At 37.2% G+C, this 16,381-nt stretch carries 10 protein-coding genes; all 10 read left to right on the top strand.

From position 1 onward, the window contains the following. Window positions 1-89: 89 nt before the first annotated feature. The 10 genes from LNP04_RS03860 to LNP04_RS03815 all read left to right on the top strand — a co-directional run bounded on the left by LNP04_RS03860 (window position 90) and on the right by LNP04_RS03815 (window position 16,378). Window positions 90-866 carry a rhamnogalacturonan acetylesterase gene (locus tag LNP04_RS03860; RefSeq protein ID WP_229985258.1) on the top strand — a complete coding sequence of 259 codons (777 nt, stop codon included), beginning with the start codon at window positions 90-92 and terminating at the stop codon, window positions 864-866. Window positions 867-1,070: 204 nt separating this feature from the next. Then, a complete protein-coding gene (locus LNP04_RS03855; protein ID WP_229985257.1) occupies window positions 1,071-2,231 on the top strand; it encodes a glycoside hydrolase family 88 protein in 1,161 nt (386 codons plus the stop codon). A 314-nt stretch (window positions 2,232-2,545) separates the two neighbouring features. Then, entirely contained in the window at window positions 2,546-3,637 is a 1,092-nt protein-coding gene (gene rhaT / locus LNP04_RS03850; protein ID WP_229985256.1) for an L-rhamnose/proton symporter RhaT, read from the top strand. Window positions 3,638-3,639: 2 nt separating this feature from the next. Next, window positions 3,640-3,954: an L-rhamnose mutarotase gene (rhaM, locus tag LNP04_RS03845; protein WP_229985255.1), complete on the top strand. Its 315-nt coding sequence runs from the start codon at window positions 3,640-3,642 to the stop codon at window positions 3,952-3,954. A 349-nt stretch (window positions 3,955-4,303) separates the two neighbouring features. After that, window positions 4,304-7,351: a SusC/RagA family TonB-linked outer membrane protein gene (locus LNP04_RS03840; RefSeq protein ID WP_229985253.1), complete on the top strand. Its 3,048-nt coding sequence runs from the start codon at window positions 4,304-4,306 to the stop codon at window positions 7,349-7,351. Between the two features lie 10 nt (window positions 7,352-7,361). Next, on the top strand, window positions 7,362-9,422 hold the full coding sequence (locus LNP04_RS03835) for a RagB/SusD family nutrient uptake outer membrane protein (RefSeq protein ID WP_229985252.1): 2,061 nt from the start codon (window positions 7,362-7,364) through the stop codon (window positions 9,420-9,422). 277 nt (window positions 9,423-9,699) lie between these two features. Continuing rightward, window positions 9,700-11,802, top strand: a complete 2,103-nt coding sequence (locus tag LNP04_RS03830) for a bifunctional aldolase/short-chain dehydrogenase (RefSeq protein WP_229985251.1) — start codon at window positions 9,700-9,702, stop codon at window positions 11,800-11,802. A gap of 274 nt (window positions 11,803-12,076) precedes the next feature. Then, window positions 12,077-13,354 carry a TIM barrel protein gene (locus tag LNP04_RS03825; protein WP_229985250.1) on the top strand — a complete coding sequence of 426 codons (1,278 nt, stop codon included), beginning with the start codon at window positions 12,077-12,079 and terminating at the stop codon, window positions 13,352-13,354. A 389-nt stretch (window positions 13,355-13,743) separates the two neighbouring features. Next, a complete protein-coding gene (locus tag LNP04_RS03820) occupies window positions 13,744-15,129 on the top strand; it encodes an FGGY-family carbohydrate kinase (RefSeq protein ID WP_229985249.1) in 1,386 nt (461 codons plus the stop codon). A gap of 97 nt (window positions 15,130-15,226) precedes the next feature. Then, the gene (locus LNP04_RS03815) at window positions 15,227-16,378 is read left to right on the top strand and encodes an alpha-hydroxy acid oxidase (RefSeq protein ID WP_229985248.1); all 1,152 of its coding nucleotides are present in this window, start codon (window positions 15,227-15,229) and stop codon (window positions 16,376-16,378) included. Window positions 16,379-16,381: the final 3 nt, after the last annotated feature.

Below are 16,381 nucleotides of genomic sequence, written 5' to 3'. Positions count from 1 at the left end.
CTTATATAAGCGAAGCGGCTTAGTGAAACGAAAAAAGATTATTTAAATAAAAACTCAGTGAACTTTGTGTTCAAAAAAATAAAAGTATTATGAAAATAAAATTCATACTTCCAATTTTAACTTTGATTTTAATTATCGGAGCATCATTTAAAAAAATTCAGTATAAACCGGTGCTTTACATCATCGGAGATTCTACGGTACAAAACGGTTCCGGTAAAGGAGCAGATTCACTTTGGGGATGGGGAAGTTTTATGGATTTATTTTTAAATACCGATAAAATTGAAATTCAGAATCACGCAAAAGGAGGCAGAAGCAGCAGAACTTTTTTGACGGAAGGAAGATGGGATTCAATTATGAAAACCATTAAAAAAGGCGATTATGTTTTGATGCAATTCGGTCATAACGATGGTGGTGAATTGGCAGATACTTTAAGAGCACGAGGCACCATCAAAGGAATAGGGGAAGAGTCAAAAGATATTTATAATCCGATCCGAAAAGTAAATGAAACGGTTTATACTTACGGATATTATATGAGGAAATATGTGAATGAAGCAAAATCTAAAGGCGCAGTTCCAATCATTGTTTCACCAATTCCAAGAAATAAATTTGATGAAAAAGGCAAAATTGAAAAGGATCAATACGGAGTTTGGTCAGAGGAAGTAGCTCAACAAACCGGAGCTTATTTTTTAGATTTAAATGCAATGGTTATCGAGAAATATCAAAAAATGGGAGCCGAAAAAGTAAAAGCTTTCTTCCCGAAAGACCATACGCATACCAACGAAGCAGGAGCAGTTCTGAATGCAGAATTGGTAACGAAAGGTATTAAGGATTTAAAGAAATGTGAACTTAGAAAGTATTTAAAGTAATAAATCATATCCTAAACGCTATGATCGCAAGGGTTTTTTGCATTTGTGAAAACACTTCCGGTCGCAAAGGCGTTCTACTCAGCTAAGGCTTCTGCTGTCATTTGCTGAACGAAGTGCCCTTGCGAACGGAAAAATATGCAGATGTTGATGAAAATTACTTAGCGAACACTGCGTTTAAATAAAAATTAAAATAAATATATACTTATGAAAAAGCTATTAACAACAAGTTTTTTTGCACTGATCATCGGAGGATTAACTTCCTGTTCGGTACAGAAGAATGCTTCAGCAAGCAAAGTGGAAATTCCCAACAAGAAAGAAGTTTTGGAAGTTTCCAGAAGAGCCAACCAATATTTTATGAACAAGTGGCCGGATACCAAAAAAGATATTGTCGGCAAGAAAGTTTGGCCAAGCAATCTTTGGACGAGAGCAGTTTATTATGAAGGATTGATGGCTTTATATTCTGTTGATCCAAAAAAAGAATATTACGATTATGCAATGTCGTGGGCAAACAATCACAACTGGGATTTACAGCGTGGAACATACACCCGAAATGCCGATCATCAGGCTTGCGGACAGACGTATCTTGACCTTTACGAAATCGATGGAAGAAAAAATCCTGAAAGAATCAAAAATGTAAAAGCGGCGATGGACAGTATGATTGCCACTCCAAAAGTTGATGACTGGTGGTGGATTGATGCCCTTCAAATGTCGATGCCTATTTTTACGAAACTGGGTAGAATTACAGGTGAGCAAAAGTATTTTGACAAAAACTACGAAATGTATGCCTACACAAAATATAAGCACGGTGGAAACGGTTTATATAATCAGGCGGATAAAATCTGGTGGAGAGATAAAAGTTTTGTGCCGCCGTACAAAGAACCGAATGGCGAAGATTGTTACTGGAGCCGAGGAAACGGTTGGGTAGTTGCTGCTTTGGCGAAAACCCTGCAAGATACGCCGAAATCTGATCCTCATTATCAGGAATATTTACAGGATTATAAAGATTTGTTGGCGGCATTGCTTCCCATCCAAAGAGAAGACGGTTTTTGGAATGTAAGCTTACACGATCCAAACAATTTCGGTGGAAAGGAAATGACAGGAACAGCTCTTTTCGTTTACGGAATGGCTTACGGCGTAAATAATGGATTAATCGACAGAGAGACTTATTTACCCGTTTTAGTAAAAGCCTGGAATGCCATCGCAAAAGACTCAGTTCAGCCGAACGGATTTTTAGGCTGGGTACAGGGAACAGGGAAAGAGCCGAAAGACGGTCAGCCACTTTCTGTAAGCAAAGAACCTGATTTTGAAGACTATGGTTTAGGTTGCTTGTTGCTTGCGGGTAGTGAAGTTTACAAATTGAAATAAGTTTTGCTTTTTAAAATAATTAAAAGACTTAATAATGAAAATTGTTAAGTCTTTTTGTTAAATATGAAAAAGAATTTCGGATATTTCAATTCTAAATAATACGAAATAATGAAGGTTAACTGTTTATTTCAGTAAAATAATGAATAGCGAAAATTATCTAAATAGATTGTAACGTACATTATATTAACTAGTTGTACGTTTTATTTCAAATATTAGAAAAAATCTTATTTTTCCATAATGTTTAGGCATGACACTACAAGATGCGCAACCGATTACATCTTGTTAATTTTCAAATTCAATCAATCAGAAAAATTATGAACGCACTATTAGGAGTACTATTTCATTTTCTCGGAGGCTTTGCTTCGGGCAGTTTTTATATGCCTTACAAAAAAGTAAAAGGCTGGCAATGGGAAACTTTCTGGTTAGTGGGCGGCGTCTTCTCATGGATTATTGTTCCGCCATTGGCAGCATATCTTACCATTCCCGGATTTTGGGATATTATTCAGAATGAGAGTTCATCCATAATAGGTTTAACCTTTTTATTCGGTGCATTATGGGGAATTGGAGGTTTCATGTATGGTTTGGGCGTTCGTTATTTGGGCGTGGCATTGGGAAGCAGCATTATGTTGGGGCTTACGATGGTCATTGGCTCACTCGTTCCGTCTATTTTTTATGAATTTTCTCCGCAGGCCGGAAAAGATAATATAGGTTTAATGTTTTCAGAATCTTGGGGTCAATTTGTTTTGCTCGGACTTTTCGTTTGCGTCATCGGAATTGTTATCAGCGGAAAAGCTGGTGTGATGAAAGATAAAGAACTTCAAAACGAAACCACAATAGACCCACATGGCGTAACGGTAAAAACTGAATATAAATTTGGATTAGGTTTAACAGTAGCTATTATTTCCGGAGTTTTGAGCGCATGTTTCAATTTCGGTTTGGAAGCAGGAAAACCAATGGCAATGGTTGCCAACGAAGCTTGGAAAATTGCCAACCCAAATCAGGGAGAGTTCCTTTTTCAGAATAATGTGACTTACATTGTTGTTCTTTGGGGAGGTATGGCTTCTAACCTTATCGGTTGTCTTTATTTAGCTTTTAAAAATAAGTCGTATACAGATTATACCAAGAAAAATGTACCTGTAATAAAAAATATCATCTTCTGTGCATTGGCAGGAACGATGTGGTACTTGCAGTTTTTCTTCTACGGAATGGGAGAAAGCAAAATGGGGAACGGTGCCAGTTCATGGATATTACACATGGCATTCATTATTTTAATTGCCAACCTTTGGGGTGTAATCATCAAAGAATGGAAAGGCGTTTCCAAAAAAACAATTATGACCATTTCTGCCGGAATGTTTGTTTTATTGATTTCTATTTTAATTGTAGGTTACGGAAACTCATTAAGATAGTAATGGAAAGAAAAGCCTTCAAAATGTTCCTTAACAAGGGTTCTGAAGCTGAATATAAAAAGCGTCATGAGGAAACCTGGCCAGAGATCAAAGATCTTTTGAAAGATGCCGGTATTGCCAATTATTCTATCTTTTTAGATGAAGAAACAGGCGTTATGTTTGGCGTTTTAGACTGTCATGATGAAATTAAATATCAAAATATTCCGCTTCAACCGATTATGCAAAAATGGTGGGATTATATGAAAGATCTGATGCAGACCAACGAGGATAATTCTCCGCTAAGCATTTCTCTGACAGAAGTTTTTTATTTAAAATAATTAATAATATATTTTTTAAACAAGCTAAAGTGTTTTTTTAGAATTTAATCAAAATTTTAAAGGCAGCTGATTCTTTTCAGTTGTCTTTTTTGGGTATTTGAGTTCCAATTTTGAAATTTTGAAATGTTAAAATATGACAAATGTCACCTTAGATGATAACTTATTTATTTTAAATAATTTATCTAATTTTATAATTAAATTGATAATATTTTCACTTTTTATTGTAAAAATATGTAAATTATTAAGAAAAATTATGAATTTTACAATGCAGGATAAGGCAGGATGCCAAAACATTTGCAACGATGTACTTTGGTAACAGAAATTAAGTAATGTAAATAAAAATTAATATATGTCTTTAATAATTAAACACAAGAATTTTAAGCCACTCATCGCACCGCTGTTTTTACTTGCGTCTGGCTTTATGTTCGGACAGAAGGTAGCAAGTGATACTGCTAAAGTAGATACAAAAGATATCGAAGAGGTGGTGGTTATTGGTTACGGAACAGTGAAAAAATCTGACCTTACAGGATCTGTATCTTCAGTATCTGCAAAAGAGCTTGCTGCAACACCTGCAATGAATGCTTTGCAGGCATTACAGGGTAGAGCTGCCGGTTTAAATATTGTCACGGCGGGTGGTGCTCCCGGAGCAGGAGCTAACGTTACTGTGCGTGGTGGTGCTTCTATCACTCAGGGTACAAGCCCTCTGTATATTGTTGATGGTTTTCAATTAGATAATGCTTTAAATATTATTAACCCAAATGATATCGAAAGTATTGATGTTTTGAAAGGAGCTTCAGCAATTGCAATTTATGGTGCTCGTGGATCAAACGGTATTATCGTAATTAAAACAAAGAGTGGAAAAAAAGGCAAGACAACCATCAATTATAATTCTTTTATGGCATTTGACATGCTTTCTAAGAAATTGGATATGGTTTCAAATGCTGAGCAGTACGTCAAGTATCAGTATGAGTTGGCACAACTTGGTGGAAAAGCATCACAATGGAGCAATGTTTTTGATAATGGTTTGGGAACAGATTCACCAGGATTTTATACAGGAGCTTTTAGCAGAATCAGTAACCGTTACGCATCAGCACCTACCTTAGACTGGCAGGATAAAGTATTTGGCGGTACAGGTTTAACTCAAAATCAAAACGTTAATATTTCTGTAGGTAATGAGAAAACTCAGGCATTCGTAAGTTATAACTATAACAAGCAACTGGGTATTCTTGCTAATCACGATGAAACCCGCAACTCATTGCGTGCTAATATTAAATCAGAACTTTATAAAGGTTTAAGAGTAGATTTTGGGTCAATGTTTACCTCAAATTCTGTGAATGGAGGAGGATCGTATGGTGGAATGAAGAAAGTACTACTACAGCCTATCACAGGGGGAACCAAATTTTCATTGGATCAGTTATATAATACACAAACTTTTGGTGATTTTTCTAGTTTAGATTCTAGTTTTGATACAGAAAATCCATATATAGAGAACAATGCCTCTACAGCTAACAGACGTTCTCGTTCATTTGTTGCCAATGCGGGGATCGAGTTTGACTTCCTGAAAAATTTTACACTCAGAACTTCAGGTCAATATACATGGAATAGCAGTAAATCTACCGCATTTTCTGATGAAAACTCCAGATCTTTCCTTACAGATCCGGTGAATACTGGAATTAATGGAAGTATAAGTAATAGCGAATCGTATAGTTACCAGATTACCAATACGGTGACTTATAATAAGACTTTTGCAGAAAAGCACAGAGTTAATGCTCTTATCGGTACAGAGACTATATATGGAGCATCTGAAAGCAATAATATTTCACTTATTAAATTTCCTGCATATGTAAATTTTGGTCTTGACCAAATTGATAACGCTACTGTAAGAGATAAAAGTGCAGACAGACCATCACCTGTAACAATGCTTTCATACTTTGGACGAGTAAACTACAATTATGATGATCGTTACCTATTGACGGGTACAGTACGTAGAGATGGAACTTCTAAGTTTTATAAAGATAACCGATGGGGAACTTTTCCTTCTGTAGCAGCTGCATGGCGCGTATCTCAGGAGGGTTTCTGGAAAGATCATAAGATCAATGATTTTGTTAATGAGTTGAAATTCCGTGTTGAATACGGAGAAACCGGAAACAATGATGTTCCTAGCAACTTGTGGAGAACCAACGTTATCCTGACAGATTATCCTTTGAACAATACAATTGGTAACCCAGCGTATGTAACCAGCTCTACCTATGGAAATATCGATCTTCAGTGGGAAGCTATGAAATCGACAAATATTGGGGTAGACTTAGCTTTATTCAATAATAGAATTAAACTAACATCAGAATACTATAAAAATGATGTAACCAATATGCTTTTATTAACCATACTTCCAGCTCATGCAGGTTATTCAAACCAGTACCAGAATATTGGTACTATGAGTAATAAAGGTTATGAATTCACTTTGAATACCATCAATTTTAGATCAGGTAACTTCAGATGGACGACAGATGCCAATATAGGTTTTAATAAGTCTAAAGTTACTTCTCTTGATAATGGAAGAGACTTTAGAACATTCTCTGTAGGAAGTAACAGAGGTGGTCAGGTAACTTATTATGCCACAGTAGGGGAAGAGTTGGGAGACATGTACGGATATGTTTACCAAGGTATATATACTACTGATGATTTTACACAGGCAGGAAACGGAACATTGACGTTAAAACCTGGTGTTGTGAAGCCAGCAACAGGAACTGCAAAGCCCGGAGATATGAAATTTGCTGCAGATAACGCTGCAGGTGACCAGTTTACGAGAAAATTGGTGAAAATAGGAAACGGTACTCCAGACTTTATTGGAGGTATTAGCAATAATTTTTCATACAAAGGTTTTGATTTAGCAATGTTTATGAAATTCAGCGTTGGTGGAGATATTTATAATGCTACCAAACAAAGTCTGAGCCCATATGCACTCTATCAGAATGTTCCTACAGAATTTGGAAACAATTACTATCATTTGATTGATCCGGCTACAGGACAGGCAACGAATAATTTAGTAAGATTAAAAGAACTTAATCCAAATGAAAGTTCAAATCTTTGGAGTTTAAGCAACACAAATACTGCTAACATTACTTATCCTTCTTCATATTATGTGGAAGATGGTTCTTACCTTAGAATTGCTCAGTTAACTCTTGGGTATAGTTTGAATAGGGAGTTTCTAGAAAAGATTTCAGTAGCTAATGCGCGTATATATTTTACAGTTAATAACTTAGCTACGATTACAGGATATTCTGGCTATGACCCAGAAGTAGCGGCAGCAAGCGGTGTTTCGGTAACACCAGGATATGATAGCTCTGCTTATCCGCGTTCAAGAAGTTATGTTCTTGGTATCAATTTAACTTTTTAATATTTAGATCATGAAAAATATAATTAATAAACACACACTTATAAAGGGCTTAATAATAATTCCATCATTCTTTATCGCCTCGTTGAGTGTAACTTCATGCAGTGAAGATTTCTTGGATCAGCCATCTACTAATACATCTGATACAGAATCAGTGTTTCAAAGTTTGGAAACTGCAGACATTTATGTTCAAGGCTGTTATAGAGGCATAGTTCCAACAGAGATGTATTATCAGTTAGGAGCGGGTGATACAGTGGTTCACTCTGCAGAAGACGGTACCACAAATAATTCCAAATACAATATTTGTAATTATTTTTATGATGCAAAAACACCATACACCCTTACAGGGGTTTATTCAGTAATGTATGCATCTATAGAGAGAACGAATATTGCAATCAGCGGATTAAGTAAGCTGCCAGAAAGTACAAAACGTAATGCTTTATTAGCAGAAGTAAAAGCTCTCCGTGCATTTTGTTATTACAATTTGATAAGAGTTTATGGAGATGTGCCTGCAGTCTGGGTTCCATTAGTGGAAGCGGATCCTAATGATCCTAACACTTTATATCCAAAACGTTCGTCTCGTGATGGGATTTACGATCGTATTATCGCTGATATGCAGGAAACGGTAAATGATTTGCCGACTACCGGAACAACTGAACGTTTGAAAAAAGCGTCAGGCAATGCTTTGTTAGCTAGAATTGCTTTGTATGCAGCAGGATATTCTCTTCGTTGGGATCTGAATACCGGAGCAGCGGGAACAATGTCTCGTCGTCCTGACAATGCAAGAGTGCAGCAACTGTATCAAATTGCAGATGCCGCAGCAGCAGCTGTAATCAATGGGGGTACCAATACTTTAGTACAGGCTCAAGGAGGTAAAAGTGGTTTTGAAGCGATGTGGTTCAATTTCTGCCAGAGAAAATATGGAGTGAGTGATCCGGAAATGCTTTGGCACATTGCGGAATACGGACCTAATACAAACTCAGCCTTTGGTGTCTATGCAATGGAAGGTTCCAGAGGTGGTACGTATGGCTCACGTAAAGCATTACAGTTCATACTCCCAACTTATTATTTATCGTTCAGACCAGGTGACACACGTAGAGATGTTTCTTGTACATCTTACAGCGTCTATTTCCTAAATACTGGTGCAGCAACTGATACTTGGGTCAATGCAGGAACTACCTTCTCATGTATTTTACCAGGTAAATTCAGAATGGGATGGGGTGTAGCACCACAATCAGCAAGTGAGCGTAATTTAAACATTCCTATTATCAGGTATGCAGATGTTTTATTAATGTATGCGGAAACTCAAAATTATTTAAACGGAGGACCTACGGCTGCAGCATCTGCTGCTTTGATGCAGGTAAGAACCCGAGCTGGAATTGGCAGTTTTGCGGCACCATCAGGCCAGCAAGCATTCGACGATGCCCTTGTACAAGAGCGCAAATGGGAGTTTGCTGGAGAATTTAATCTCCGTACAGATCTGATAAGAATGAATCGCATAGCATCTGAAATAAATGCTACAAAACAAGCAATGAAAAACTTATCAAATCGTACCGGTTTGTATGCAAGTACCCCTATCTACCGTCTGTATAAACTTCAAAAAAATGCACAGATTTACGGAGATCCAATCTTGCAGGTACCTTATGTTGATTTGACAAACCCTGCTCAGATTGCAGCAGTTCAGGCAGTTCCTACTACTGCAGCTGGTTATGCAGCTTATCAGACAACTTTAAGAGGTATTGCAACTGCAAACGGATTAACAGTTGCAAACGATGATAAATTTTATCCAACCAATATGTTTCAGGCTTATACAAGTACCTTTAATGGGAATGCAAGAAAAGCTGCAGGATTTGTAGGAGGATTTAATCAACTTCAGATTGGTGCAATTATTTACACCAAACCAACAGGTGCTTTTGAAAATGGAGGAGTTTATCCTGATTGGATAGAAGGAAATGGTGATGGTCTTTTCTACGGATTTGTACCAAATAAAACAGAATTACTTCCTTTTGCATCTGCTTCTGCAGGTCACCCAATGATTGACAACCCGAATTTGACACAGCTTCCTGGGTATTAATCGGCCAAAATTTTAAAATTTATTTTAAACATTAAGAAAGTTGAAAGATTGATGGTTTTCCCAATTCTCTTGTAAGCTTTCTTAATGTTTATATTTTAACACATATCTAATCACAAAATAATAACCTGAAAGTAAATTCACTGAGATTGTGATTTCTTCAAAAAAAATCAAAAGTTAATTTATCCTTAACTAAAGCGTTTGTCAGTATAGTACGGGATAGTGCAACGGGTAAAACAATCTAAATTTGAGTAAAATTCAGAAAACAAAAAGAAAACAAATGGAAAACGTAAAAACATTTAAATACGTAGATTATTTATGGGACGAAAGTAAGGCGGCTTCTCTTGGAGATGATCAGGTTGCTTTATTTTTATACCGTTCAAACATATTAGGTGCAGATCTTAGAATTACTAATTATGGTGGTGGTAACACAAGTTGCAAAACAATCGAAAAAGACCCATTGACCAACGAAGAAGTTGAGGTAATGTGGGTGAAAGGTTCAGGTGGTGACATCGGAACTTTGACAAGAAAAGGAATCGCCGGATTATATACGGAAAGACTGAGAAATCTTAAAAATGTTTACGGAGGTTTAGCAGACGAAGACAGAATGGTAGGGTTATTTGACCACTGTATTTTCGATCTGGAAAGCAAAGCTCCTTCTATTGATACACCTCTTCATGGTTTACTTCCATTCAAACATATCGATCACCTTCATCCGGATGCTTTAATTGCCGTTGCTGCGGCAAAAGACAGCGAGGCAATCACCAAAGAAATCTGGGGAGATACAATGGGCTGGGTTCCATGGCAGCGTCCCGGTTTTGATTTAGGTTTACAGTTAGAAAAATGTTTAGCTGACAATCCTGGAATAAGAGGAATTGTTTTAGGCAGCCACGGTTTATTCACTTGGGGAGAAACTTCTTACGAATGTTACATGAACAGTTTAGAAGTTATCGAAATGGCTTCTGAATATATCGCTAAGAAAATCGAAGAAAACGGACAGGTTTTTGGCGGACAAAAAGTAGAATCTCTACCTGCTGACGAACGTAAAAACAAAGCTGCTCAGATCATGCCTTTGCTAAGAGGTTTAGCCTCTTCTGAAAACAGAATGGTAGGTCATTTTACTGACAGCGATGTCGTTCTAGAATATATTAATAGTAATGATCTTGAGCGTTTGGCTCCGCTTGGAACTTCTTGCCCGGATCACTTCTTGAGAACAAAGATTCAGCCTTTGGTGTTGACTTTAGATAAAAATGAAGATTTGTCTGATTCTAAAGCTATTTTAGAAAAATTAAATCCGCTTTTCGAACAATACAGACAAGAATACAAAGAATATTACGAAACTTGTAAGCATCCAAACAGCCCAGCAATGCGTGACCCGAATCCGGTAATCATCATTTATCCTGGAGTTGGAATGTTCAGTTTCTCAAAAGATAAGCAGACAACTCGTGTTGCCAATGAATTTTATGTGAATGCAATCAACGTAATGCGTGGTGCAGAAGCGATTTCTGAATACACTTCTCTACCAAGACAGGAAGCATTCGACATCGAATATTGGTTGTTGGAAGAAGCAAAATTGCAGAGAATGCCAAAAGAAAAACCGCTTTCAAGAAAAATTGCTATAGTAACCGGAGCAGGCGGTGGAATCGGACAGGCAATCGCTGATAAAATGGTTCAGGAAGGTGCTGTTGTAGTTTTTACAGACTTAAATAAAGAAGCTGCGGAATCTGTTACGGCAAAATACAGCAAAGATCAGGCAATTGCCGTTCAGTGCGATGTAACAAGCGAAGAAGGAATTGCAGAAGCTTTCAAGCAAACGATTTTAGCTTTCGGTGGAGTAGATATTATTGTACATTCTGCAGGTTTGGCTATTTCTAAATCTTTAGAAGATACAACAACCAAAGACTGGGAATTACTTGAAAATGTATTGGTAAAAGGTCAGTTTTTAATGGCTAAAAGCGGTACTGAAATCATGAAAAAGCAAAATTTAGGAGGAGACATCGTAAATATTGCAAGTAAAAACGGATTGGTTGCCGGACCGAACAACGTAGCGTACGGAACTGCAAAAGCCGCACAACAGCACATGACAAGATTATTAGCAGCAGAATTAGCAGCTGATAAAATCAGAGTTAATGTTGTAAATCCTGACGGTGTAATCGTTGGAAGCAAAATCTGGGAAGGTTCTTGGGCTGAAGGCCGTGCAAAAGCAAACGGAATTTCTGTAGAAGAATTACCGGCATTTTACGCAAAAAGAAATTTATTAAACGAAATTATCCTTCCTGAAGACATCGCAAACGGAGTTTTCGCTTGTGTAGCAATCTTAGATAAAACAACAGGAAATATCATCAATGTAGATGGCGGAATGGCAAATGCGTTCCCAAGATAATATTTTTGGTTGTCGGTTTTTAGTGGTCAGTTGTTAGTTTTTAACTTTCAATTTATTTGAGCAGCTTAATCCGCCCTCCGTTCCCGCTTTTTTGCTCGTCGTACCTCCTCACAAAAAGAGCTCCACTCAGGTCGGGCTGCGAGCGATCCGAAAGTAATAGAAGGAACGGAATAAAATATTTAATGCTAATTTTAGTCCATCAATACAACCTTGACAAGGTTAAAAAAAAATCAAACAAAAGCTTTTGTGACTTTTGTGGTAAAACAAACAAACTATGATTATAGGAAAAGATATCATTGAACAACACAATAAAAACGAAGTCGAAAACTTTAATTCAGACTTTGATTTTCTACAAAATAAATTAACAAAATCAGGTGCAGACGTTGCTGAAATTGTTAACAAAATCGCTGATTTCCAAGTGGCAATTCCAAGCTGGGCTTTAGGCGCTGGCGGAACCCGTTTCGGAAGATTTTCTTACGGTGGCGAACCAGCAGTTTTGGAACAGAAATTAGATGATGTTGGACTGCTTCACGCACTGACTCATTCTGCCGGAGCGGTTTCCCTTCACATTCCATGGGATATTCCAAGTGATGTAAGTGCTTTGAAAGAAAGCGCAGCGTCTCACGGATTGATCTTTGATGCGATGAATTCAAACACATTTCAGGATCAGTCGGATGCAAAACATTCGTACAAATTCGGTTCTTTAAATTCTGTAAACGAAGATTCAAGAGCTTACGCTGTTGAACACAATAAAGAAGTAATCAGAATCGGAAAAGAATTAGGCTCAAAAAGCTTAACCGTTTGGTTGGCTGACGGAGCTAGTTTTCCTGGGCAGTTAAACTTTCAGACGGCTTTATCAAACACTGAGAAAAGTTTAAAAGAAATCTACGCAGGAATGCCCGAAGATTGGAAATTGTTCATCGAGTATAAACCTTACGAACCGAATTTCTATTCAACAACCATTCAGGATTGGGGAACTTCTTTCATGCTGGCAAACGCTTGCGGTGAAAGAGCCTTCACATTGGTTGACCTTGGACATCATTTACCGAACACCAATATTGAGCAGATCGTTGCAACCTTGATGTACAAAGGAAAATTAGGTGGTTTCCACTTCAACGACAGCAAATATGGAGATGATGATTTGACGGTAGGTTCTATTAAACCTTATGCTTTATTCTTGATCTTCAACGAATTGGTGTACGGAATGGAAAACAACGCCAACAATCCTTATCCAGCTTGGATGATCGATGCAAGTCACAATATCAAAGATCCTTTGGAAGATTTATTACAGTCCTTAGAAGCTATTTTAATTGCTTATGCTCAGGCACTTCTAGTTGATCAGAAAGCTTTAAAAGAAGCACAACTGAACAATGATGTTGTTGCTGCTCAGGATATTTTGCAGAATGCATACAGAACAGATGTTCGTCCGTTGTTGAAAGCGGCAAGATTACAGACTGGTGCGGCTTTGGATCCGATCGCAGCTTATAGAAGTTTAAAGGTGAGAGAAACCTTGATTTCTGAGAGAGGCTGGGCAAAAGCAACCGGATTGTAAAATCCGTTTTATTTGATAATTACTTTCAGGTGCAATCGAAAGTTTAATTATATGTATCCTTATTCACCGTTGAGACCCGAGTGTTTAGAAAATTAATGATAGACTTCTTTATTTAAGAAATCAGTGGATTTTTTTCTTAATTATTTTTAATCACTAAACACTCCTTGATGGTTTTAAAAATTTAAAATGAATTTAAACAAATTTTAAATTTTACACAAAATAAAAATCTTTTGTGACTTTGCTAAGTGAAACGCCTTTGCGAACTTAAAAACAGTTAGCTTGTCAAAAAAACCTTAGCGTACTTTGCGTTAAAATAAGAATTTTTTAAATGAAATTTTGAAAAAAAACTAATAACCATTTTATAATAAATCATTAAATTCATCTCAGGAATGTCCAAAAAAAAGGTAACCATCGTATTTGATATTGGAAAAACCAACAAAAAGTTTTTTTTATTTGATAAAAATTACAAAGAAGTTGTGCGTGAATATACCGAACTTCCCCTTACCACCGATGAAGATGGTTATCCTACAGAAGATCTTGCTGCACTCCAAAACTGGATCAAAGATAATTTCAATGCCATTCTCGATGATGAAAATTTTGAAGTAAAAGCCATCAATTTTTCTACGTACGGAGCGAGTTTTGTGCACCTAGATCAGAAAGGAAATGTTCTGACGCCGTTGTACAATTACACTAAACCGATGGATCAGGAAATTCTTGATCTCTTTTACGAAAAACATGGCAGTAAACTGAAAATTGCCCGCGAAACAGCATCTCCTCAAACCGGAATGCTGAACTCCGGACTGCAGTTATTCTGGTTAAAATACAAACATCCGGAAGTTTTTAAAAAAATCCGTTACAGCCTTCATTTACCTCAGTATTTATCATACTTATTCACCGGAATATGTGTTTCGGAATTTACTTCAATTGGCTGTCATACCAACTTGTGGGATTACGACAAAGCAGATTATCACGACTGGGTTTATGAAGAAGAAATCGATGCTTTATTGGGACCCATCGTTCCGACTTCTGCGAGCATCAACACTTCTTACAGAAACAAAAAAATTAAAATCGGCGTTGGAATTCACGACAGTTCTTCAGCGTTATTGCCTTATATTTTAAGTAAAAAAGAACCGTTTTTATTGCTTTCAACAGGAACTTGGAGTATTTCTTTGAATCCATTTAATGATGAAAGTTTAACGGATGAAGACATCGAAAACAACTGTTTAAATTACATGAGAATCGACGGCAAACGTGTGAAAGCATCCCGTTTTTTCATGGGGAATGAATACAAAATTCAGGTTGAAAAATTATGTGCTTACTACGGAAAAGAATATGGTTTCCACAGAGAAGTGCAGTTTGATCAGGATTTGTATCTGCGTTTAATGAAAAATAAAAATATCTATTTCCGTTTTGAAGGCATTATTTTAAAACGAAAAATGATTACCGCGACAGATTTAAATTCATTCGCAACCTTTGAAGAAGCATATCATCAACTGATGATTGAGTTGATGGATCTGCAGATTCATACCATCACAAATGCCATCGGAAATTCAGAAATCAAAAATATCTATATCGACGGAGGCTTTACAGACAATGATGTCTTTATGAAACTGATGTCGCATCATTTCCAACATTACAATGTGATGTCTACGCATTCTCCGTTGGGCTCTGCTTTAGGTGCATCGATGGTGATTTCAAACAAAAAAATCGACGAAACATTTTTACAGCAGCATTATCAGATGAAAGTGCTTCAGCCTTTAATCTTAAATTTGTAAAGAATATAGTTGTTGGTTGACGGTTGTCAGTTGATGGCACTCTCAAAAACAATCAACCAACAACAATCAACTGACAACCAAAAACAAACAACTATTTATGTCCTTTCCATTTGATACCAATTACGCTTCCCTCGAATTGCTGATCGAAAAAGCAAAAAAGAAAATGCCCCGATTCGCTTTCGAATATCTCGATGGCGGCTGTAACGAAAATATCAACCGCGACAGAAATACAAGTGAATTGAGAGATGTTCTCCTTCGTCCGCAATATTTAAACAACAACTATACGGAGGCCAATATGGAAACGGAATTATTCGGTGTGAAATATTCTGCACCGTTCGGAATTTCTCCGGTTGGTTTACAAGGATTGATGTGGCCGAATGCTCCGGAAATTTTAGCGAAAGCAGCTTTTAAGCATAATATTCCTTTTATTTTAAGTACGGTTACCACAAGCAGTATCGAAAGAATTGCAGAATTGACCGAGGGAAAAGCTTGGTATCAACTTTATCATCCGAGAGAAGAGTGGCTAAGAGACGATATTCTTGACCGTTGTGAAGCTTCAGGTTACGATGTTTTGTGCGTTTTATCTGATGTTCCGACTTTTGGATACAGAGCAAAAGAAATCAGAAACGGTTTGGCAATGCCCCCACAACTGAATTTCAGAAATGTTACGCAGGCTTTATCAAGACCAGATTGGTGTTTTGAAATGTTGAAACATGGTATTCCAAGTTTTAAAACGATGGAAAAATACATGGATAAAAACATGAACGTGAAACAGTTGGGTCAGTTTATGAACTCTACTTTTTCCGGAAGATTAAATTCAGACAGAATTAAAGCCATCCGTGATAAATGGAAAGGAAAGTTGGTCATCAAAGGCGTGGCTTCCGATGAAGATGCTGCAGAAGCAGTACGTTTAGGTTTCGACGGAATGATTATTTCTAATCACGGCGGAAGACAACTTGATGCCGGAGAATCAACGATTGCCGTAGTGAAAGAAATTAGTGAAAAATACAAAGGTCAGATTAAAATTATGATGGACAGCGGCGTAAGAACCGGTCCGGACGTTGCCCGTGCTTTGAGCTGTGGTGCAGAATTCACCTTTATGGGTAGAACATTTATGTATGCCGTTGGAGCTCTTGGCGATAAAGGCGGCGATCATATTATAGAAATGCTTAAAATGCAGTTCAGACAGGTGATGGAGCAGGTTTGCTGTGATACGCCGGAGGATTTGCAGAATTTTAGGGTGAAGTGATTG

The sequence above is a fragment of the Chryseobacterium sp. C-71 genome (assembly GCF_020911865.1).
GTDB lineage: Bacteria > Bacteroidota > Bacteroidia > Flavobacteriales > Weeksellaceae > Chryseobacterium.
The sequence above is the reverse complement of the archived record's forward strand: the minus strand, read 5'-3'. Positions and strand labels throughout refer to the sequence as shown.